This is a genomic window from Chryseotalea sanaruensis, from assembly GCF_003990915.1.
GTDB lineage: Bacteria > Bacteroidota > Bacteroidia > Cytophagales > Cyclobacteriaceae > Chryseotalea > Chryseotalea sanaruensis.
In genome coordinates this window covers 436,929-460,132 of record NZ_BHXQ01000005.1, presented here as the reverse complement: position 1 = coordinate 460,132, position 23,204 = coordinate 436,929, and the positions used below count along the sequence as shown (strand labels likewise).

The 23,204-nt window shown below is 37.8% G+C and carries 19 protein-coding genes; 7 read left to right on the top strand and 12 right to left on the bottom strand.

Annotated features, from left to right (window positions below; translation table 11 throughout):
- Window positions 1-51 precede the first annotated feature (51 nt).
- The 3 genes from SanaruYs_RS15175 to SanaruYs_RS20135 form a co-directional block, all read right to left on the bottom strand.
- Complete coding sequence (locus tag SanaruYs_RS15175) at window positions 52-567, bottom strand: hypothetical protein (protein WP_127123432.1); 516 nt, start codon at window positions 565-567, stop codon at window positions 52-54.
- 164 nt (window positions 568-731) lie between these two features.
- Entirely contained in the window at window positions 732-1,886 is a 1,155-nt protein-coding gene (locus SanaruYs_RS15170; protein ID WP_127123431.1) for an OmpA family protein, read from the bottom strand.
- 37 nt (window positions 1,887-1,923) lie between these two features.
- Complete coding sequence (locus SanaruYs_RS20135; RefSeq protein WP_160118685.1) at window positions 1,924-2,274, bottom strand: hypothetical protein; 351 nt, start codon at window positions 2,272-2,274, stop codon at window positions 1,924-1,926.
- 213 nt (window positions 2,275-2,487) lie between these two features.
- Here SanaruYs_RS20135 and SanaruYs_RS20130 point away from each other — a divergent pair, with 213 nt between their 5' ends.
- The 4 genes from SanaruYs_RS20130 (at window position 2,488) to SanaruYs_RS15160 (ending at window position 5,142) form a co-directional block, all read left to right on the top strand.
- Entirely contained in the window at window positions 2,488-2,628 is a 141-nt protein-coding gene (locus SanaruYs_RS20130; protein ID WP_160118684.1) for a hypothetical protein, read from the top strand.
- Between the two features lie 83 nt (window positions 2,629-2,711).
- Complete coding sequence (locus tag SanaruYs_RS20125; protein ID WP_160118683.1) at window positions 2,712-2,882, top strand: hypothetical protein; 171 nt, start codon at window positions 2,712-2,714, stop codon at window positions 2,880-2,882.
- Between the two features lie 165 nt (window positions 2,883-3,047).
- Window positions 3,048-3,779 (top strand): response regulator transcription factor, encoded by a 732-nt coding sequence (locus SanaruYs_RS15165; protein ID WP_246011919.1) that lies wholly within the window; start codon window positions 3,048-3,050, stop codon window positions 3,777-3,779.
- Window positions 3,763-5,142 (top strand): sensor histidine kinase, encoded by a 1,380-nt coding sequence (locus SanaruYs_RS15160; protein ID WP_127123430.1) that lies wholly within the window; start codon window positions 3,763-3,765, stop codon window positions 5,140-5,142. Before SanaruYs_RS15165 ends, SanaruYs_RS15160 begins: the two co-directional genes overlap by 17 nt.
- Window positions 5,143-5,145: 3 nt before the next feature.
- Here SanaruYs_RS15160 and SanaruYs_RS15155 read toward each other — a convergent pair whose 3' ends face one another.
- Both SanaruYs_RS15155 and SanaruYs_RS15150 read right to left on the bottom strand, forming a co-directional pair.
- Window positions 5,146-5,619 carry a nucleoside-triphosphatase gene (locus tag SanaruYs_RS15155; protein WP_127123429.1) on the bottom strand — a complete coding sequence of 158 codons (474 nt, stop codon included), beginning with the start codon at window positions 5,617-5,619 and terminating at the stop codon, window positions 5,146-5,148.
- Window positions 5,606-6,568 carry a hypothetical protein gene (locus SanaruYs_RS15150; RefSeq protein WP_127123428.1) on the bottom strand — a complete coding sequence of 321 codons (963 nt, stop codon included), beginning with the start codon at window positions 6,566-6,568 and terminating at the stop codon, window positions 5,606-5,608. The genes SanaruYs_RS15155 and SanaruYs_RS15150 overlap by 14 nt, the downstream gene beginning before the upstream one ends.
- An 80-nt stretch (window positions 6,569-6,648) precedes the next feature.
- Between SanaruYs_RS15150 and SanaruYs_RS15145 the strand changes: the two genes are divergently transcribed.
- On the top strand, window positions 6,649-7,539 hold the full coding sequence (locus SanaruYs_RS15145; protein WP_127123427.1) for an SDR family oxidoreductase: 891 nt from the start codon (window positions 6,649-6,651) through the stop codon (window positions 7,537-7,539).
- Window positions 7,540-7,726: 187 nt separating this feature from the next.
- On the opposite strand, the gene SanaruYs_RS15140 is transcribed toward SanaruYs_RS15145, so the two are convergent.
- The 3 genes from SanaruYs_RS15140 to SanaruYs_RS15130 all read right to left on the bottom strand — a co-directional run bounded on the left by SanaruYs_RS15140 (window position 7,727) and on the right by SanaruYs_RS15130 (window position 13,806).
- Window positions 7,727-9,133, bottom strand: coding sequence for an APC family permease (locus SanaruYs_RS15140; RefSeq protein WP_127123426.1), 1,407 nt, complete (start codon window positions 9,131-9,133; stop codon window positions 7,727-7,729).
- Between the two features lie 361 nt (window positions 9,134-9,494).
- The gene (pafA, locus tag SanaruYs_RS15135; protein ID WP_246011918.1) at window positions 9,495-11,159 is read right to left on the bottom strand and encodes an alkaline phosphatase PafA; all 1,665 of its coding nucleotides are present in this window, start codon (window positions 11,157-11,159) and stop codon (window positions 9,495-9,497) included.
- Between the two features lie 91 nt (window positions 11,160-11,250).
- Window positions 11,251-13,806 carry an outer membrane protein assembly factor BamD gene (locus tag SanaruYs_RS15130; protein ID WP_127123425.1) on the bottom strand — a complete coding sequence of 852 codons (2,556 nt, stop codon included), beginning with the start codon at window positions 13,804-13,806 and terminating at the stop codon, window positions 11,251-11,253.
- A 123-nt stretch (window positions 13,807-13,929) separates the two neighbouring features.
- Between SanaruYs_RS15130 and SanaruYs_RS15125 the strand changes: the two genes are divergently transcribed.
- On the top strand, window positions 13,930-15,390 hold the full coding sequence (locus tag SanaruYs_RS15125) for a hypothetical protein (RefSeq protein WP_127123424.1): 1,461 nt from the start codon (window positions 13,930-13,932) through the stop codon (window positions 15,388-15,390).
- A 174-nt stretch (window positions 15,391-15,564) separates the two neighbouring features.
- Here SanaruYs_RS15125 and SanaruYs_RS15120 read toward each other — a convergent pair whose 3' ends face one another.
- From SanaruYs_RS15120 to SanaruYs_RS15105, 4 genes are all read right to left on the bottom strand, one after another.
- The gene (locus SanaruYs_RS15120; protein WP_127123423.1) at window positions 15,565-15,969 is read right to left on the bottom strand and encodes a response regulator; all 405 of its coding nucleotides are present in this window, start codon (window positions 15,967-15,969) and stop codon (window positions 15,565-15,567) included.
- 112 nt (window positions 15,970-16,081) lie between these two features.
- Complete coding sequence (gene amaB / locus SanaruYs_RS15115; RefSeq protein ID WP_127123422.1) at window positions 16,082-17,623, bottom strand: L-piperidine-6-carboxylate dehydrogenase; 1,542 nt, start codon at window positions 17,621-17,623, stop codon at window positions 16,082-16,084.
- Window positions 17,624-17,667: 44 nt separating this feature from the next.
- On the bottom strand, window positions 17,668-19,101 hold the full coding sequence (locus SanaruYs_RS15110) for a S1C family serine protease (protein WP_127123421.1): 1,434 nt from the start codon (window positions 19,099-19,101) through the stop codon (window positions 17,668-17,670).
- A 205-nt stretch (window positions 19,102-19,306) separates the two neighbouring features.
- Window positions 19,307-19,750, bottom strand: a complete 444-nt coding sequence (locus tag SanaruYs_RS15105; protein ID WP_127123420.1) for an Hsp20/alpha crystallin family protein — start codon at window positions 19,748-19,750, stop codon at window positions 19,307-19,309.
- Window positions 19,751-20,323: 573 nt separating this feature from the next.
- Here SanaruYs_RS15105 and SanaruYs_RS15100 point away from each other — a divergent pair.
- On the top strand, window positions 20,324-23,182 hold the full coding sequence (locus SanaruYs_RS15100; protein WP_160118682.1) for a CHAT domain-containing protein: 2,859 nt from the start codon (window positions 20,324-20,326) through the stop codon (window positions 23,180-23,182).
- Window positions 23,183-23,204 lie beyond the last annotated feature (22 nt).

Below are 23,204 nucleotides of genomic sequence, written 5' to 3'. Positions count from 1 at the left end.
ATTTTTTTCATTGCACCCTCTTGAGTTAATATTTCCTTGTATATCTTATCCCTATTTTAACTTAACACCAAGCCGAATGGGGATTAAAAATGCCTGCTGCGTCAATAGAAGTCCACCTGTTAAGTAAATACTAAAGTTATTCTTTACTTTATAATTTATGCCTCCACTTAAATCAAACATTAAGCTCCGTTGCCCATTTTCATACTGATTCCATATGTGGTTTGAACCTATTTTCAAATTTACTATTGGCGTTAGTCTCGAGTTTAATGGTAAATACTGAAGATCACCAAACAAACTATATCCATAGACACCTTCAAAATTTAGATATCCTACACCTATGCCAACTTGTAGCTTATCCTTAAACGATATACCGTTTATTATGTCAAATGATAGACCGTTTTGATTTTCATTAAGACTGTACCCTCTCCAATTTGGTCCTGGGTCAACGTCAATTGTGGTATTCTGAAATCTGAGCGTGCCAATTTCGGTCCTTAGATTGTACTTGATTTGTCCAAAAATGCAAGTAGCAACATGCATTAAGAATATTAAAACTAAATAAACTCTCATTTTAGTAATGTATGGGAAGACCATATCATTTAGTATTCCAGAACTCTAGTGTTTAAAATAACAGCATAACCATTCAAATCTAGAATATAGGCACCTAATACATGCTGCGAGACCGAAAGTACGATAGTCTATTTAAGTTCTGAAATTAATAGGAGAATTAATTTTTAAAGATCCAACACCTCAACTTCTACTCTAATATTCTTTTTAGCATTGGCATTGTGCTTATCGAACAAGGGCTTTTTGCCACCCCACGCTTTTATCTCTATCCTGGATGCATCAACCCCATTTGCTGCCAGGTAGTCTCTAATCACTTCCGCTCTGCTCTCTGATAATTCTTTTGAACTGCCCTTTCCCGTTTTAACATCTTGCGTCATGGAGAAAAAGTTTTGACTAGGCCCAACACGAATTATCTTACCATGATAGCTGCCATTAGTATGACCATGTAATCGTATTCTCACTGAAGGATTCTCTTTCATCATCACTAGAAGTTCATTCAATTCAAATCTGGATTCTGGTAAAAATACAGCGGCATCATTATAAAAATAGACATTGTATAGTGTGTGTATTTCGCCTTTCAAATACCTTACCAATGGAAACTTTACAATAAGTGAAGTGCCCATGTCATCAATAAATGTAGCTGTTGAATCAGTGTAGGGCCTATTGAAATCAATTTCATGTTGCACCTTTCTGTAACCGAATGCTTCGCATAACAAGGTGATTTTTCCCGTTTTACTTTTTGGGTCTGGCAGCATTAAATACGTATTCCCGTCAACTTCGGTAAGTAAACGCGCACGTTCACTATCTATCACGCGCACTTTACCAGCCACTACCCTATCATTTGCTTCATTATAAAGACTTAGAAAAACCTCCGTTTGTTCCAAAGATGGATTAGCAAAAAACTGAATCTTCTCTTCAACATCTTCTTCAATAACTTCCTCTTCTATTACAATCGTTTCAGTTTCAATCTCTGTATCCGCAGCAACATTTGTAGGCTCCTTACTTTCATCGCCTATCCGCTTTACCCATGCATCAGTAAATCTTGGGTCTTGTCTGGTTATTTTAACTTGCTCAAGACAAGCCTCGATACTCAAGTCCATATTAAGGTAAACATAGTAGAGATTGCGGGATGGCACATAACCCACATTTACAGCAATTTCACTATTCAGAATTACTTGTTTATAGGCGGTGGCATTCTGTTGAACGGCAAAAGCGCCTATAATAACATAATGGCCTTGTGACAACGTAGGAATATCGCTTTGCGCAAAGGATGTCAATTGAAAAAATAATAAAATAACTGGGAGCACTAACCTAGAGGGCATTCGCTAGCTGATTAATTTGTCTAAAATAAGTTTTTTTTTAGAAGATTCTACTTTTATTGTAGGGATAATTCCACCAAATAATAAGCACAATTATACAACTCAACAGTAAAAATGAATAAGCATATTGAAGCAAACTGGGCTGAAGACTTATACCAAATAAAGCTATCGTTGGTGGGAGTCCGTTAAGAAAGTTAGCCTTGATAAAATTGAATCCCTGACGATTTTTAATGGAATGAAGTATAATATAAAGTGAACCCGGTAGAACTAATAAAAACATAACCTCGCTGGGCAGGTTGTTGAGAGGGAAGCTGTTGCTAAAAAGCATGCCCGCAGGTAGTATGGGCAAGCCATAAGAAAGTACCCAAATCGAAAAAATAAAAAATCTCATTTTCGTGTAACTTAATCAGATCATAATACCGATCTAATCCCTGACAATTAATAGAACTGTAATGGCAATACTCAAAAAAGTATTGTGATACAAATTAGACTTCTTGTCTTGTTTTTTAGTATTTCTTAAAGCTCTATTATAATCGTTTATAGCTCAATAGATGGTGACATTTCATTTATTAGTGTATTTAAAAGGTTAACTCAATCAAAAGCTATGAAATACGCTGACTTAGACTTCTCGCAAAATCAGATTGTAATAGTTCGTGTTAATCCCATTGATCCGACAGAGCAACAATTTGAGGACTACATAAAAGACCTCACCAAGGCTGTAAAAGAAATGAAAATGGTGTATTGATTTTTCAAATATCTGAAGCCAAATTTTTACCATCGGAGAAAAGAACCCGAATTGGTAACTGGATTAAGATTCATACAGAGGTAATGAAAAAGAATATGCATGGTTTCTGTTACATTAATAACTCTTTTATACCCATGACAATTCTGAAAGGGATTTTATTAGCCAACAAACCACCTGTTCCATACACAGTGGTGGGCTCAGAAAGTGAAGGTATAGCTTGGGCTAAAGAGAAGATAGCTTCTTACCCTCAATAATCTGATACTTTACCGCACTATTCTATTTAAATGTAGTTGTTAATAATCAGCTATGAAACAAATAGACACTCAGTTGTGTTAAAAATCAGCATTTATAAGATCAGCTTCAGTATATGCTCATCTGTTGTTAAGATTTACTATTTTACCTCAAAATACGAATAGTGAATGATGCAGCCTGAGGCTAAAAAGATTTTATTGGTTGAAGATGAGACTGGTGTTGCCTCTTTCATTAAAAAAGGACTGAGTGAAGAAGGATTGGATGTGAATGTTGCCCTAGATGGCAATACTGGTTTAAGTATGGCTCTCTCGCATCATTTTGATCTGATTATTTTAGACATAATGTTGCCAGGTATGAATGGTGTAGAGGTGTGCCGAACTATTAGAAAGCATAACAAACAGGTTGCAATTTTATTTTTAACAGCATTAGGGACATCTGAAAATATAGTAACCGGATTTAATAGTGAAGCGGACGATTACCTTGTTAAGCCTTTTAAATTTGCTGAACTTCTTGCTAGAATTAAGTCGTTGCTGCGTAGAACAGATTGCAGTCCTGCAACCAACAATGTATCATTCAAAACAGAGGAGATTTACCAGTTCGCTGATCTTGTTTTAAATGAATACACTAAAATTGTAAAGCGTAGTGAAAAAACCGTTTCACTAACCTCTACAGAATACCGATTGCTTTTACTCTTTCTTAAAAATCCAAAAAGAGTGCTGTCAAGAATGGATATATTGGAAAAGGTATGGGGTGTAGATTTCGATATGGGAACAAATGTTGTAGATGTGTACGTAAACTATTTGCGTAAAAAAATTGATAAAGATCAGAAGACAAAACTGATACACACCGTAATTGGCATGGGTTATGTTTTAAAAGAAGCCGATGAGGACTCAAACTAAAATAGCCGTTATTTTCTTTCTCATCTCCCTTGCTACCATTATTATTCTTAGCGCAAGTGTTTACTACTTTATTATTCAATATTCTTCAACCGATTTTTACAAAAGGTTGGAAATTCGCGGCTTTATAACTGCTAAATCCTACCTAGATCAGGAAGAAGCCAGTCAGGCTGTTTTGCAAGAGGTACGCAAGATGCACCTGGAGGAGCTTCCTGAAGAGCGTGAATACTTTCTTAAAATGGAAGAGGGTAAGGGCTTTGAACAAGAGGCAGCAGAATTATTTATACCTCTGGAGTTTTTTGATAAGGTAATTGAAGTTGGAAAGGCAACCTATCGAAAAGACAATACTTTCTATGCTGGTATCCAATACCAGGGTAAAACTGGTAAATACATCGTAATTGTTTCGGCTGATAATTATTATAATATTCAATTGCTGAGCTACCTCCGGAATATCTTTACAATCAGTATTTTTATTGTTTCGCTCTTCGCATTATTCATAGCCCTCATTTTTTCAAAGCAAATTTTCAATCCTGTAAAACAAATCATTAACAGGGTAAATGAGATCAGCTCACAAAGTTTGCATTTACGTCTGAAAACAGCCAGAGCTAATGATGAAATAAGTGAGCTTGAAAGAACTTTTAATAATATGCTTGATCGTCTGGAGACTTCTTTTGAAACCCAGAATAATTTCATCAGCAATGCCTCACACGAGCTTAGCACACCATTAACCACTATTATTGGAGAAGCTGATGTAACCCTTACGAGGGAGCGGACTAAACAAGAATACATTGATTCTTTAACTATTATTCAAAAAGAAGCAGAGCGACTGGAGAAAATAACCAAATCGTTATTATTTCTTGCTCAAACAGGCTTAACAGATAAAATTCAAAAATTCGAAATAACCAGGATTGATCAGCTATTATGGGATGTAAAAAGTACAATCGATAAAATTAATCCCGGAAATAAAGTACAACTGAATTTGAGTTTAATGCCAGATAATCCCGAGCAACTGCAAATTAATTGTAATCAACAATTACTTCACCTGGCAATCAGTAACTTAATCAATAATTCTTGTAAATACTCCAATAATCAAGTTGTTACCGTTACCGTTGGCACTACAGACAATAATGTGGTTATACTCATTAAAGATATGGGCATTGGTATTCCTGAAGAAGACCTCAAATATATTTATGATCCGTTTTTCAGAGCATCGAACGCACGGGAATATGCTGGCTATGGTATTGGGTTACCTTTGACAAGAAATATTGTGCGCTTACACAAAGGTGAAATACAGCTTAATTCGAAAATAAATGAAGGAACCACTGTGCAAATTTCCTTGCCAACAATAACTTCTGCAACTGACTGATTTCTAAATTCGAATAAGGTACTCCTTCGAAATGATTTCGACATTGTTGAGCTTAAATTTATCAACTACTTGCTGCACCAAGCCCTCTCTTATCACCAGCAACAAGGGAACACTAGCGTTATACAGCAAATAAGTAAGACCAGCATAAATACCTTCACCTTTCAATTCAAGCGGGCCAATTTCATCTATAATCAAATAGTCGAATAAGTTGTTTGATTGATTTATTAAGTGACCATTCATTTGAACAAAGGTGCTCTTGAGTAAATGATAACGTCCTACGGAAATGGTTTGCTCAGTGGATTCAGCTGCTTCGAAAGGAGAATATATTTTTTCAGGTAATGAAAATAACATGCGTTTACCTGAAGCAATAAGTGTTAAAAATCCACCAACATTTTTATTTTCACTCCATTGCAGCAGCGTAGTGCTTTTGCCACTTTGTTTAGCGCCTGTTAATATAATTATCCTAGCTGGTTTCATCTTGCAGATTTAGATAAAGTAGGTAAAGTAAAAATGTGCTCCAGCGTTTATACAACCCTTTGTGTGAAGAAGCAAATTGATTTGCCTTTTGCAAAGTAATTTTCAATTCAGGAAGTGCTTTATTAAAATTTGCAATAAAAGAATGATGTTGCGCTGTAAATCGTTTCAAAAAGTATCTTACTATAGGTGTGATTAAAAAGTAAATTAATACAACAATAATTATTGTTCTGGTAATATATAACAAAGGAGTGGGCATATCAAAAACATAAAATGCTAGTAAAAGCAAGATTACTAAGAAGATACCTATAAAAAACCAGCGCTTTCGTTTAGGACCAGCCTGTAACGTATTTACATTTATTATACTTTGTTCAACTACAGATAATCCTGCAAGTTTAATAGGAAGTTTATATGCCCAAATGCCAACTACTACCCCCCACACTGCATATAAAATAGTGTAAGTCGATAAAAAGTAAATTGAGAAACTAGTGAAGGTTTGATCAGTGGTTAAAACAAGCAGTTTATTAACATACTCATCTACAGCCAACCATAATTCTTTACCAAAAATTATTGTCGCTAATAATGGTTTTTGAATAGCTGATTCTACCATTGCTATTATTGAGAAGCTTATCAATGAAAAAGCATTATACCTAAACAACTTAAACATAATAGCGCCCACACAACCCTGAAAAAGCAAAGCGACATAAGCAGGTAATGGACTATGCGGGCTTACACTAAACTTTACGACTAACACCAGCAAAGTTGAAGTTAATATATCGCGTGTCTGATTAGTAGAATAGCAGGCAATTAATGAAATGATAACAACAGAAAAAGCGCCTAGCACAAACCCTGTAACCGGCACATGCAAGCCATGGAGTAGCCCACCAAGGCCACTTTCAGCAAAAGCCCACAACAGGGTAAGTTTATACGTTGCCTTGGGCGAAATTTTCATGGGCTTAGCTCATTTCAATTAAAGGAAATGATACTTTTGAGCTTGCAAATTAATCATCTTTATTAACCTGTGGCTTTACCATGAAAATTCTCGTTACCGGAGCAAATGGATTATTAGGTCAAAAACTTGCCCGCCTCTTAGATGAAGACCCGGAAATTGAACTGGTTGCCACAGCGCGTAAACCATTAGGCTATGCGTTGCAAAATGGTGTCTATGCCAAAATGGATATTGAAAATAAGGAAGATATAGTTTCTGCCTTTTTTGAGCATAAACCGGAAGTGGTTATTCATGCGGCAGCCATGACCCAGGTTGACGATTGTGAAGTGCAACGTGAACAATGCTGGACGGCAAATGTAACCTCAGTTGAATTACTAGCCGAAGCTTGCCAATGGTACAATACGCATCTGATCTATGTTTCTACCGATTTTATTTTTGATGGTAGCCATGGCCCTTTAGATGAAAATGAAAAGCCTGCCCCTGTCAATTATTATGGAGAAAGTAAGTTGGCTGCTGAAAAAGTTGTACAAGCCTCTTCGCTTACCTGGAGTATTCTAAGAACGGTATTAGTATATGGCGTTACACCTGATATGAGTCGTTCCAACATAGTGTTATGGGTAAAAAATAGTCTTGAGCAAGGTAAACCGATAAAAGTAGTAAACGACCAATGGCGTACCCCTACATTGGCAGAAGATTTGGCAATGGGCTGCTACCTGGCTGCTAAGAAAAATGCTAAAGGTATCTTCAATATATCGGGAAAGGATTTTATGAGTCCTTATGATATTGCGATCAAAACAGCCGAGTACTTTAAGCTTGACAAGTCGTTAATTACAGCAACAGATTCTGATACTTTTAAGCAAACGGCACGCAGGCCTTTAACCACAGGATTTGTCATTGAAAAGGCCAGAAAAGAACTTGGTTATGAGCCGCGTTCCTTTGAAGAGGGTTTGAAAATAATGAGTGAGCAACTGTAGGGCTGATTCGTAACCTAAGTTGAGCTGATATAAAAATTCAAAATATCAGATTTCAAATTCTCAGTGATCAAAAAAATATCGAACTCCTCTCTTTATGTTAACCTTTTCTCAGTGTCTAAATCCAGAGGGTCTGAAAATTAAAAGCCCCGCTAATGTTAGCGGGGCTTTAATGTTGAATCAGGTAGGACTAATCTTTATTTGATTTACTCCTCAAGGCAATATAATAAAGTGGTATACCAATAAGGGTAATGATGAATCCCGGCCAGGTGTACTCCGGCTTATAAATAATCAATAAAGAGCAGAAAGTAATTCCCATTATAATATAAATAAGGGGCAGTATAGGATAACCAAAAGCTTTATAAGGACGTGGAGCATCTGGTCTCTTTTTGCGGAGTATAAAAATTCCTATGATGGTGAGCATATAAAACAACACCACCACGAAAGAAATCATATCCAGTAAATCACCATACTTTCCGCTTAAACACCAGACGCTGGCAAGAATACACTGAATCCACAAAGCCTTTTGCGGTACAGAGGCATTATTCAATTCACCCACTTGTTTAAAGAACAAACCATCTTTAGCCATGGTGTAATAAACACGTGCACCTGAAAGTATTAATCCATTGTTACACCCAAAGGTTGATACCATGATCATCAAGGCAATAACTATGGTGCCAGCTGCACCAAATATGGCAGTAGAAGCCGCAACCCCAACGCGATCGTTCTCTGCAAAAGCGATTTCATTCAGCGGTAAAATACCAGTATACATTACGTTAGCTGAAACATAAATAATGGTAACTATCAAAGTCCCGAGAAAAAGACTCAAACCAATGTTACGTTGAGGATTTTTAATTTCACCTGCAATAAAAGTAACGTTGTTCCATGCATCGCTGCTAAATATCGAGCCAACCATGGCAGCTGCAATAGCACCAAAGGCTCCGATGGTTATGTAGGTTTCAATGTTGCCATCGGGTAAAAGCTTTTTCATATCCCAGGCATTGCTCCAATTGGCAGTCCACACATCAGCTTTTAACATAAAAAATCCGGCAACAATAAGGCCGAATAAACTCACCAACTTTACTGTAGTTAAAGTTGATTGGATAATTTTTCCACTCTTAACACCACGTGTGTTAATGTAGGTTAGTAAAACAATGGTAAAAATAGCCAGCACCTGAGCCGGTGAAATAGTTACAAAACCAAGGTCGAGCCAAACTAAATCTTCGCTTACTGCCGGTACTAAATAGGCTGTGAATTTTGAAAAAGCCACACCCACCGCAGCAATAGTTCCTGTTTGTATAACAGCAAAAAAACTCCAGCCATAGAGAAAAGCAATAAGAGGATTGTAGGCCTCTTTTAAATATTGATACTGACCACCAGCTTTAGGAAACATACCACTTAGTTCACCATAGCTTACAGCCGCAGTGATGGTCATGAAACCAGTTATAACCCAAACAGCCACTAACCAACCTGCACTGCCGACATTCATAGTGATGTTGGCGCTTACAATAAAAATTCCTGAGCCAATCATAGAACCTGCCACAATCATGGTGGCATCCCAAAGACCCAATACAGGTTTAAAGCTTTTTTCGCTCATAATATTTTCAGAATAATCTCAGCAATTTAACTGGAATTATGTAATACGAAAACCTATTACACAACTTGACTCATGAAATAAGACTGGTTTTTATGATCATTTAAGGGTAGGATGGGAAACCTGCTGTTCCAGATGTTCCGTAGGGCATCTGGAACGTTTAATGTGCTGGATTTAAATCCAGCATTATTACTCGTCTGAAATGCGCTGCGTTAAACTATACAACAGCATATAACAACCGGTCTGACCAGTTGCTGTGGTTGAACCAAAATCAATTTTTAAAATCGCTGGAAACATGTCGAAGAGAAGTCAAATCAGCACATCAACGAATCAACGAATCAGCAAATCAACTCTAATCAGCAAATCAATCTTTTAATAGCTCCGCAATCGGCTGACCAGTGCAACCATTAGGAAACATGATCTTTAACAATATTGAAACTGTTGGTGCAATATCTGTAATGGGATGGTAAACAGAAGATGTGCCTTGTTTTACACCATGTCCAAAAAATAACATCGGAACATGTGTATCATAAGCATAAGGCGAGCCATGCGTGGTGCCTTGTACACTGTTACCTTCGAACCAACCCGGCTCAAGTATAAAAGCAATATCACCTGAACGTTTGGCATGATGTCCACGAATAATTTTACCTTTTAGACCACCTTCATCAAAATCGCTTTGTTTGATTATTGCTTCTGTGTAATAATTGGCAACACCATCGAGCGTCATTAAAAACTTGCCAGCAAGTTCCGCCACTACAAACATATCTAATCCCGAAGTGCGGGCATCGCCATCGAAAGCGTTGTGGTTAAGAAATACTTGTTCATTACTGATTTTTTCTATTAATCTTTTACCCGGATAAAAGGTTGCCAGGTATTCATTCAGTTTCGCTAAAGCGTACTCATCATTAAAATACCCTGCAGGCACTTTATTGTCTTTCATAAATTGAGGCACGTCAGCCACGGCATGGTCAGCAGAAAGGAAAACTGTATAATTGCCAACACCTACCTCCTTATCAAGGGCTTTAAGTAAGTCATCAATATTGCGATCTAAGCGCATGTATAAATCCTGCAATTCAACCGAACGTGGCCCAACTGAATGACCTAATATATCGGGTGTCGAGTATGATATTGCCAGAAAATCAGACACTTCATCTTTGCCCATTTGCTCGCCAACCAACGCAGCCTTTGCAAACTCTGTAACATAATCATTAGCATAAGGCGAGTATGCAAAAACATCACCTCCACCCTTGGCAATCATTTCTGCAAAGTTGTAAGGAAACGTCATTTTTTCTTTGCCTCCTATCTTACGTTCATAAGGCGAATCATCTGGTCCGCTTTCTGTGTATTGTTCTATTGATAAGAGGGGCGTCCAAGGTTTGGTAATATAAGTTGCAGGAAGATTTCTAGCATTGAATTTTGTTACCCATTCCGGCAAATCATTTCTATAGAATGAACTGGTGATAAAATTCCCTCCTCTGCCTTCTGGAAAATATGCGGCATCAGCCATGTGCCCTGCAGGTAATACAGAGCCTCGGTCTTTAATAGATATTCCAATTACTTTTGCCTTCTTATTGGTAAATAACTCAAGCTCATCCGTTACTGTTGTTGATAACATGCGCCATGGGGAAACGCCACCTGACATTGTGCTACCTATCATTCTTTGTGTAGGATCTTCCACACAGTACACCATTTTTTTTAACTCTTTATCATAGTAATCGTTACCGATAATACCATGTATTGCGGGCGTTGTACCTGTGTAAACAGAAGCATGACCTGGGCCTGTTACAGTAGGGGCATAGTTGTAATGTGCATTCGTCAGCATGAAACCCTCACGCATTAGCCTTTTAAAACCTCCCTCACCAAACTTACTTTCATATCGGTATAAGTATTCCTGACGCATTTGATCAACAACTATACCCACCATAAGCTTTGGACGCTTAGATGTATTTTGTAACGCCTTTGGCTGAGCTGAAAGCGTTAAACTAAAAACTAAAAGTGAAGCGGTGAAGAAAAAAACTATCTTTTTCATGTGTTTAAGACGAAATACAAAACAATATTAAGTAATACTTTATGCAGAATGGAGAAAAGTTGATGAAGAAGCTGTTAATTATTTAAAAGGATTATTTACAAAGTATATACTCAAATTCATCTTCCTCATAAATCTGCCTCCTTACTTGCTTGCCCGTCTGATTGTAATAAATTACAATATGGATTTCTGCCTCTTCAACATACTTGTCAGTCATGTAAAAGGGTTGCTCGCTATTACCCAGGTTTTCTATTGAGGTATAGGTGGGCTCTAAAATAACACCCCTTCTGTTTGAAAGCACACCATAAAAATTATCCTGTTTGTAAATTAGAAAGTGCTCTTCGCTGGCATTCTTAAAAGATACAAATTCACTGATTTTCCCCAGTCGAAAATTAAAACTGCTTAAATCTAAAAAACGCCAGGAAAAATTATGTTTAACAAGTGCTACTGAGTCATTCCAATATTGTATCTCATCATATTCAAATTTGCCAATTGGTTTATCATCCCAACCTATAAAACCATAGGCGTCATTTTTATAAGCCACAATTAGTTTATCGTTATAAGCATTCAGGTTTCTATTGTACGTTGGCTTTATAATTCGGTCGTTTTTACGATTTATTAAACCGAATTTTTTGTTTGCCAATACCGGTATACCCAACGTTGTGGCACTTCCAAAAGCATCAAAGTCTGGTAGTGGCACTATTAATCCCTTCTTGTTAATTAATATACGCTTATCTCTTTTCTGGTATGTAAAATAGTCAGCACTAACGCACTCAAGATTATCAGCCTGAACTGAAAATAATTTTTCGCCATTTTCATTAACAACTATTTTATTGTTCTGATCAGAAACCATTACGTATGAAACATTGGCATTCTTAAGTAAGGTGACTTCTAACAAACCTGAGAAGTAATGCCGCGAGGTGTTCACAAAAACAAAAGTTGAATCGTTGCGATAACCAATGGCTGCAAATGAAAGGAGGTAAGCACTATCCATTGTTGTACTTTTATTATTGCTCCTGCTTGTCAAATGATATTGACCAAGATGCTTTCCCAACATCCAGCTTTCAGTCAATTGCAAATCATCATAAGGTTCACCTGCTTTGCCCTTGGCAAAGGTTTTGATTTGCTTATTGCTTTTTATAAGTATAGTATTTCCTGCTTTTTCGATATGCTGTTGAGTCAACGGTAAAACAAACTGAAGATTTAAATCAAGCAATCCTGTTTGGTCTCCTTTTTTTACCCAAATATACTTTTCATCTATACTCTTAACCTCATCAAAATAATTGGTATACAGAATAGGTTGGGCATTGGCATGTAAGCCAAGGTTAGCTGCAGAAACCAGTTTAAATCCCTGAGAATCCTTAAACGCAATTACATCACCGAATGAAATAACTTCACTCCAATTACCCGATAAAAGTTTTCTCCCTGTTAATGTGTAAAGGCTTGCCCCATCATTTTTTGAAAATAGAAAATGATGACCAACCAATTTGGCTTCTTCATCAAGGCAAATTAAACCAGATTTATGAATGATTTTTGTGCCCCCGGATGCATAATCTACCAACAAAAAACCAAAACCGATATCTTCAAAATCAGCTACATTTTCAGCCAATAAAAATCCTGCTCTTGACCATAACTTGTTTTTAGTCAATAAAATATCCCCTATAAAGCCATCGCATAATATGTCAGCGTCTAAAGAATCAGTAAGATTACTTAAATGTTCTCCACCTTTCATATCCAGAAAGCTGTACGTTCCGTTTTTCCAGAATGGTATCCAGGTTTGACCTTCCAATGCCAAAACATTTGCCAATGAATCGGTAAGCAATGTTTTAAGCTGAAATGGCTGATCTTTTAAAAAATAATACAGAAAGTCTCTGGCTTGTTTTGCATACGCGCTTGACGGATTTATTTTCAAAAATTCCTGAAGAGCTTTTACCTCACCTGAAGCTGTACTCATTTCAAAAATTTGTTGTTCAACTAATTTTTTAAAAGGTGTTTGAGGGTATTCTTCCAGAAAGTGGACATAGCTATTCAATTTCTGATCCTTTGTTTTACTTTCGAACAGCAATTTTTCGTAACGCTTGCTTGCCTCTTCGGCACGGCTCGATTGCGGATAAGTGTTTATGTACGCTTGGAAGCTTTGGTAGGTATTTTCTTTCAGGGCATCCAAAAAAGCTACCTCCTCTTGTAATTCAATAGCTCTGCTAAGTTGACTGGAACTTGCGTAGTTGTTAATGAAATAAGAATAAGCCTCTACACTATTTAACTGTTTAGCTCTGTTGAAGGCCGTACTATCGATATATGTTCTCAATTTCTGCAAGCCCAGGCTATCGAAAGGGAAGCGTAGATTTTTCTCTTTATCTTTTTTTGTAAAACTGCTAAAATGTTGTTGAGCTTTGTGGGCAAGTAAGGATGCGGAATCGATGTTGAATTTCGGATTTGCCGCAGTGAAATAAAACCAGGCGTAGGTATAGATCGCTCCGAGGTTCAAACTATCCTTGCGAAGGGCTTTCTTCACCTGCATCTCTGTTTTATTCCAGTTTTCCTTACCTAGATTATTCCAGGCAAGACGCTCGGGCGCCAGCTGACTGTAGCCTTGCAGCGACAGCAGTAAAACGAGTGCGCAGGCAAAAAATGGGAGGCGTTTTCTCATACCTGATCTAAAATGTGAAGGTAAGGAAAGCGAGGAGTTCTTTACCTTCTGTAAAACAGCTTTCAACGAATATTGTGAGCACAGAAATATTTTTTATCTTGAACATTGAAACAAACCGATCTAATGGCCAAGCTCAAAAATATTGTTAAACAGCTTTCCGAAAAAGATTTCCAGGCTATACACGACAGTTTAGTAGAGAGTAATGCGGATAAATCCGCCTATCTGCTTAAGTCACTGCGTGAGCGTCAGCTGTCCGACAACAAGATTATGGCCGAATTAGAGGTTAACGCCAACGCCTATTATACGCTGCGCTCCAGACTCAACCTGAAAATTGAGGAATATTTGATGGCACAACTCGAAAGTCCTCGCACAGATGTACTTAAGAAGCTTGCCAACATCAACGAAGTGCTGTTTACGAAGAAAAAAGCCATTTCTGTTGCTACACTTAAGAAGTTAGAGAAGGAATTGCTTGATTACGATTTAGCTAACGAACTGACCACCATCTATAAATCGCTCAAAAAGCTCAACATTAATTCTCCTGATTACTTCCAGTACTCTCAGCTTTATAACCGCCATGTGGCCTATATGCTGGCGCTGGATAAAGCAGAGGATTTGCTGGCCGATTATTTTAAGAAATACGGAGACTATCTGTTTACAGGTGGTGAGGTTGAAAAACTGAGCCTTAGCCTCTTGTTAAAAGAGATGGATAACGTTTCTAAACTTTACGAATCGCATCGTTTGTTCGTTTACCATAGTTGCATGTCCATTTTTCACAGGCTTTTTGTTGAGCCTGATGATACTTACCGCCCAGATCTGGAGTCGATAGAAGATGTTTTCGCGAAAGTTCAAAAGATATTTGAAACATATAACCTGGATTCAATTTATTATCATTTGAATTTGGTGTTTGAATTTTTAAGATTAGAGTACTACACCCACTATAAGGTTTATCGCGAATCTGAAAAGTACTTTGAGGAAGTAAATGATGCGGCTACTAACCTTTTGGTTAATTACCCAACCTATACTTTCCCTGCTCAGTTTCTGATTACTAAGATTCAAAGGCATTTGCGCCTCGGCAATGAAGCGGACTTGTACGCTGAGAATGACAATTTTTTTCTGGATTTTGAAGTAGACCCAATGGATGTGCCAAAGCACACCATCTACACTACATATAGGGCAATGGCTTGTTATTATGCGGGTAAGTACGATGAAGCAGCCAAAATCTTGAATAACCTGTTAAATGAAGTAAGCCTCAAGAAGTATGCAATTACTTTTATGGAGGTTAAAGCATTGCTATCGCTACAATATGTAATGCTACAGGATTATGAATTGTTTAATCAGATAAGTAACAGCATACAACGTCAAATCCGTTTACTCGGCAAAGACAGTTGCGAAAATATTTTGTTGTTCTTAAAGGTTTTGAAAATTACCACCAGCGAGGCTAAGAAAGAAAAAGCAAAAAAAATCAGTACGCTTTTACCACGATTGAAAACATTGGAGGTGAAGTATTTTGCACCTACGCTCCTTATTCGCTTTGATGAGAAATTTGTTAAGCAACTTACCGATATAGAGCCGGTGAATAACTAATAGTTGCTAGCTGTCAGCTGCGAGCTACGAGAAATTTGAAAAACATGCTTGAATAATGATTGGGGGAAAAATATTAATCCCTAAAACCTTTTGCAAACGTTCTTTCTTATGAAAGAGATAAGATGTTTCTTATTTGCACTTCATTAGTAGAAACTAAACTGGCTTAAAAGCAAATTATACTTCCAACTTAATAATGCTTTCGTGGGAAAGGGGTTTATTTAAATAAAGCTTTACGTTTTCGTATTTTTTAGAACGGTTGAAATCTTGTGGATTGATTGAAGAGGTGAGCATAACAATGCGACATTTTTTCTTCGCTACTGCAGAAAGTTTTTCGAACTCGTCTAAAAACTGAAAACCATCCATGAGTGGCATGTCAATATCTAGAAAAATAACGTCCGGCAACACCTGATCGGCCACACCTGTTTTTTCCATATTCTTCAAAAACTCAATGGCGCTTTTAGCTCCCGTATGTGTGTAGATATTTTCTGCAATAGAAGCAGCCTCTATCATTTTTTGATTGATGAGGTTGTCGATCTCATTGTCATCAATCAACATTACGGTCTTATACTTCTTTGCCATGGAAAATTGGTAGATTATTTATTAAAAATATACAAATAGGCCTATATAACAAATACACTAACCAATAAAAGGATATAAAGTACCGGGAAATGATACGCGGATATACAGACCGTTAGATATCGAATTTAATCCCCTGTGCCAAAGGTAAAGTACTACCGTAGTTAATGGTGTTGGTCTGCCTGCGCATGTATACCTTCCAGGCATCAGAACCCGACTCGCGACCCCCGCCCGTCTCCTTTTCGCCTCCAAAGGCACCACCTATTTCTGCACCTGAAGTACCAATGTTAACGTTGGCTATACCACAATCGGAACCTGCGTGCGACAGGAATTTCTCCATCTCCTGCATGTGGTTAGTCATAATTGCTGAAGACAAACCCTGCTTTACGCCATTTTGAAGAGCTATGGCCTCCTCGATTGTACCGTATGGCATGATGTATAAAATAGGTGCGAAGGTTTCGTGTTGAACAATCTCAAATTCATTTCTGACCTCGGCTATGGCAGGTCTTACATAACATCCTGATTCATATCCTTTTCCGTTAAGCACTCCTCCCTTTACCAAGATTTCGCCACCCTCCTCCTTTACTTTGCGTAAGGCAGCGCTATAGGCTTTTACCGCTAGCTTATCTATGAGTGGCCCTACGTGATTGTTGGCATCTAACGGATTGCCTATGCTCAATTGCGAATAGGCTTTTTTCAATCTTTCTTTTACTTCTTCATATACACTTTCGTGTATAATTAATCTGCGTGTTGTTGTACAACGCTGACCAGCAGTACCCACCGCACCAAACAAAGCACCACGAATAGCAATGTCTAAATTTGCATGTTCTGAAATAATGATGGCATTGTTACCACCCAGTTCAAGCAACGCACGACCTAAACGTTCGCCTACAGTTCTGCCTACTGCTTTACCCATACGCACTGAACCCGTAGCTGAAACCAAGGGTACACGCTCGTCACCAGCCATTAACTGACCAACAATAGCATCTCCGTTGATGATGCAGGATACACCTTCCGGAACATTATTTTTTTCAAAAACTTTATTGATAATATTCTGACAGGCAATACTACACAAAGGCGTTTTCTCTGATGGTTTCCAAACGCAAACATCTCCGCACACCCAGGCCAGCATAGTATTCCACGACCACACCGCTACAGGGAAATTGAAAGCTGAAATAATTCCTACAATACCCAAAGGATGGTATTGCTCATACATGCGGTGATTGGGGCGCTCCGAGTGCATGGTAAGCCCGTTCAACTGACGTGAAAGTCCCACTGCAAAATCGCAGATGTCAATCATCTCTTGCACTTCACCTAACCCTTCCTGATATGATTTACCCATTTCATAAGAAACAAGTTTACCGAGTGGTTCTTTGTATTTTCTAAGTGCAACACCGATTTGGCGTACAACTTCACCGCGCTTTGGTGCAGGCCATAAACGCCATTCTTCAAAAGCAGCGGAAGCTTGTTTAATTACAGCATGATAAGCTTTTTCATCAGATGCCTGTACCGTACCAATCAATTTACCATCGGCAGGAGAATAAGATTCAAGTTTGGCTCCTTTTGTTTTATACCATTTGGAGCCGGTAGAAGTGCCTTGATTAGATCTGTTTACACCCAAAGCTTTGAGTGCTTCTTGCATGCCGAAGTTGTTCATGGTTATCAGTATTTACTCTGCAAAACTAACAGGAATTTCAAAAGCTACCAGTCAATTCCGTAGGTACCCTTCTCTCCCTGGGCATAAAAGCCCTCAATGAGTATGCCTCCCTTCTTAAAATCGAGGATACGATTAAAATCTTCAACATTATTTACAGGTAATTTATCAACGAAAGCAATGATAAAATCTTCTTTAACTCCGCTTTTCTTCCATTTACCTTCTTTCAACGAAGCAATACGGACCCCACCTTCGAGCTGAAGAGCTGCCAACGTTTTATAATTCACATCTTCAAAAGTGGCACCACCTATTTCATATTTTATTTCTTTCACGGCAATATTTTCCAAGCCTTCACTATTGCGCAAGCGTACTTTCACATCTTTCATGTTTCCAGCCCTTACAAAAGTTACTATTAACTCTTTTCCAGGTCTGTTTCTCGCTACCCATTCTTGTAATTCAGAAACTGTATTTACTGTATGTTGATCAATAGAAACTATTACATCGCCTTGTTGTATTCCGGCAACTTGTGCTGCACTATTTTCGTTTACTCTGCTTACTAACACGCCCTGGTTAATGGTTAGCTGAAGGTCTTCAGCAAGCTCTGCATTAACATCAGTAATTTGTACACCTAACAAGCCGCGTTGCACCTGGCCGAACTCTAACAGGTCGTCCATTACTTTTTTTACAAGACTTACAGGTATGGCAAATGAATAACCCTGATAGCTTCCGTTAGAGGTAGCAATGGCAGAGTTAATACCTATTAATTCACCTTTTAAATTAACCAACGCACCTCCACTGTTACCTGGGTTTACTGCAGCATCGGTTTGTAAAAATGCTTCTACCTGCAAGTTGTTGCGATCGCGCAATATGCCAATGTTACGCGCCTTTGCACTGATTATACCTGCAGTGACTGTTGAGTTGAGATCGAAAGGATTACCAATAGCCAATACCCACTCTCCTAGTTGCACATTATCAGAATTGCCATATTTAACAAAAGGAAGTTGTTTCCCCTTAATTTTAAGCAAGGCCAAATCAGTGCTTGGATCAACACCCATCAGTTTAGCATAGAAGCGTTGGTTGTTATTCATTACCACTTCAATGTTTGTGGCGTCTTCTATCACGTGATAATTGGTCACAACATAACCATCATCAGAAACAATAACTCCTGAACCCGAAGAGCGGGCTGACCAATCCTGACGAAAGGCTAAAGGATTAAAACTAAAATCACCAGGGCCATAAGAGGTTCTGATATGCACTACACCTGGGGTAATACTTTTAGCTGTTGCCAAAAAATCTAAACCCGGTGGCACCTGATAACTTGTGTCCGTTTTATAATTAGTAAGAAGACTGTTTTGTCTTTCTTCGATAGAATTATAAGTGCTTACAGAAGTGTCGATGAAACGCGCTGTGTAAATAGAGCCCACAATTCCTCCTACAAATGCCGCAACCAATACCACAGCCACAAACAGATAACGCTTCATAATTGCCGGTTTATACTAGATTTGAAAGATAAGACTAATTGTGCAACTACACTTTGTAATAACGTGTTAAAAGGAGGTTAGTTAAAAAAAGAAAGGCATTCTTTCGAATGCCTTCTCTGATCCCGAACCACCAGGATCACTCCTCGACCTGTATCGGCTTTGTGCCGATACTACCTAAACCCTGTCTTCTGTTGTTTTAATAAGCTTACTTTACACGAATGCTTGTCTTCAACATTTTCTTTTCGTCTTTCGGAAGTGTTAGTTCCAAAATACCATTGTTGTATGCCGCTTCGATTTTGTTTACATCGATGTTATCAGGCAAGGTAAATGTTCTGCTGAAGGAGCCGTAGCTTGTTTCAATAGAACGGAAATTGTTTTCCTTCTTCTCCTTGCTGTATTTACGTTCTCCACTTATTGTGAGGCGATCTTCATTAATGTCGATCTTAAAATCCTCTTTGTTCATACCAGGAACAGCTACCTGCACTTCAAAAGCTTTTTCATCTTCGAATACATCTACTTTGGGCACAAAAGAGTAGGCAGTAGAACCACCAGTACGTGCAACAGATTCATTAAAGAAACGATCAATTACATGACCGAATGATGTTGGTACAAAATCGTTTACAACGGAGTTATACTTGATAAGGCTCATAATTTTTATTGTTTAAGTTTCAAAATCCTTTTTGGAAAGCTTATCAGGAAAATCTATGCCGAGTCAATTTTTAAGCCATTTTGACTTAAAAATAGGGAGAGATAAAAATAAATATGCCACTTTGTCTTATTTATACTGCTCAGCGCTCCATCAAATATGTCATTCTGATTTAACTACTTCCAGCTGAAATCCATGCTTCTGATTACCGCAGCTCTTTTGTAGGTGTATTACTAATCGATTGGCTGTTAATAAGCCATTTGATATGGCTGGAGATTATGCATTTAATATCGACCTCATGTGCTTAAAAATGGAATGAAATACGAATGGTTAAAGGCTTCATTTTACACAGAACTTTGAAGAAAGACCGCAGATGATGGCATACTTTTTATCCTCAACACTTACACATTTGTCTTCAGCGCACTTCATACTCATAGCAACCATCACGCATAAATCATTTATTTTTAGATGCTCAGATATAAATGAGCACATGAAATGCCCAAGCCTAACTCATTAATAAAACAAAAACCAATAAGCGCAGCATTAACTGTTTTCTGCTGTTGCTTATTGCTAACTGTGGGTTTACAATCATGTAACAAGAAGCATAACAATTCAATTAATGAATCCTCAGATCTATCAGTAGCAGACTCCTTGAAAATTTCAGGACTTTTTGTAGAAGCCGAACAAGCTTATAGAGCAGAAATTTCACAAAAAAAAGACCCTTCAGATTTACTACCTTCTATTCTAGCCCTGGCGGAGATAAAATTATTGGTAAAGGAGAATTCAGCCGCTAAAAATTTTATTGATAGCGCACAATTCCTGGTTCAGCAAGTCAATACCTATGATTCGACTTATCAATTAATGCTTTATGTATTACAGGCTGAACATGCCTACAATACTCAGGCGTATGAAAAAGGTATTACCGTACTTGAGAACAATAGGCATTTAATTAAAAATGGAGATAGGCCCTTACAAATGCGTTATTATTTAACACTGGGGTCGTTATACAGGTTTGGTCGTAATGACTATACTAATGCAGAAAAGTACTTACTTCAGGCGCGTGAGTTGCTTGAATCGCATTATCCGAAATCCCTTTATCACCCCATACTTTTTTACAGGCTCGCAGCCACTGCACGGTTAAAATCTGATTTTGATATGGGTATTAATTATGGCAGATTAATGTTGTCGGCACTTCGCACAATGCCTAAAAGGGATTCAGCACTAACACGACTAGCCTATAGTGTTATGGCCAATATTTATTCTTCAAAAGAAGAGTATCAATTCGCCACCCTTTATTACGACTCATCAGTTCATTTTGAAAGTACTAAAGCAAACAGTAAAACATTGGCTACCATTTTAAACAATAAGGCTTTTGCTGAGCAAAAGCTGAAACAATACAGTAGAGCATTATCTACTTATAATCAATCTCTTAAAGTACTTATCAATAACAGCGTAGAAAACCATTCTGATGTACACATGAATCTGGCATACCTACATCGAGTAATGGGCCGTTATGATTCTTCACTGTATTACTATAGAAAAGTAAAACATTATCGCAACCAACATTATCCGTCACCATCACCTGAAAAAGGTTATACCTACTACCGTTACGCGTCTCTGTTAAAAGAACTTAACAAAATCGATAGCAGTCTTTTCTACATACAAAAAGCTATTGCTGAAATTTCCAGATCAGCTTTTGAAAAATCAATAAATATAAATCCAAGTGCTGGCGATTGGATAGACAAGTCAACTGCTGTTGGAATGTTGAGTTTAAAGGGAGCATTACTAAAAGAAAAATATACAATAAGTCAAGATGCAAATTACCTGAACCAAAGTGTTGTATGCTACAATCTTGCTAATAACGTCCTAAAATCAAATGCTGCACTGTTTGCTAATGAAAACACACAGCTTATCAACATAAGTCATATATGGCCAAATCTGGCTGAAGGTATTGATGTTTTGAATCAATACTATGAACAAAACCCGGCAGACCATATTGAAGAAGTATACGACTATGTAGCAGGAACGAAGTCTCAATTAATGCTCAGCCGGCTGAATAAGCAAAGTATTGAAGAAATCTACCTACCTAATGATGCTGTGATAAAGTTGAGGCAACTAAAACAGGAATCAGCCTATTGGCAGGTTTCGGTTGGTCTTGCCACAACTGAAAAGGAAAAAGAAAACCTAACCAAAAAAACTGACAGTTTAGAGCGAGAGCGCGCAACTTATAACAAAGCACTATCCATATCGTTTCCGGCCTATGCCAATGCCAAAGTTGATTCGCTACCAACGCTTAAAAATCTTGAGGCTTATTGTGCTGCAAAAAATAAAACGATTATAGATTATACCTGGAGCAATCAGGCAGTATATGGCCTTAGTATAAATGCTTCCGGAAGTAAGTTTTTCAATCTAGGTAAGAGTGATGTAATTAAAGTAGATCTTGATTCTCTATTATTTCACTTAGAACACCCATCTCTTGAACATCAGAAGTATGCTCAGTTAGCGCTTAAATTATACAATACATTACTTGGTCCAATTTTAGCAATAAATCACACTGAAGACATTATTATTATTGCCGATAATGCTCTGTTAAACATACCCTTTGATGCTTTATTAAAATCGTATTCAGGCAAAGAGAAAGGTTATAAAGAGCTCGATTATTTACTTCATACCAATAAGATATCCTATGCTTTATCAATTACATCAGTAAACAAAACAACTGATAACTTTTCTGGCACAGGCAATGTACTTGGTATGGCTTATGGTATGCATGCAAACGACCCATTATCATTAAGCAATTCCGAATCTGAAATTGATGTGCTGGCCAGTTATTCTGATGGAGTTTTTCTTAACCAGGAATCGTGTACAAAAGAAAATTTCTTTAAACATGCAACTCAGGCATCTATTATTCATTTAGCAGTACATGGTAAAAGTGATACGAACAACCGCTATACTTCATACTTACAATTCCCCAACGGAGAAGCGTCTGAAAAGAAATTGTATACTTTTGAACTATACCGACACTACATTCCGTCTGCCCTTGTGGTACTCAGTACCTGCGAAAGTGGTGCCGGAACATATGAGGCGAGTGAAGGGATGTACAGTCTTGCACGTGGTTTCCTTTCTGCGGGGGCACAAGCCGTTATGCAAAGTTTATGGAAACTTAACGATCAGGCTTCATTGAAGGTGTTTGAAAACTTCTATAAACACTTAGAAGAAGGAAAAACTTTTAGCGAGGGGTTAAGGCTGTCCAAACAGCAATACTTACAATCATCGGATAACTACACAAGCCACCCAGCGTACTGGGCTGGCTTGGTATTTATCGGTGAGGATGGCACCACAAAATTTAATAAGGAAAAAGATTCAATTTTTTACTCAATTATATTTGGCCTCATTTGTATTAGCGCAATGCTTTACATTAAGATGAGGAAATAAAATCTTCCTTTTAGCTTGGTAA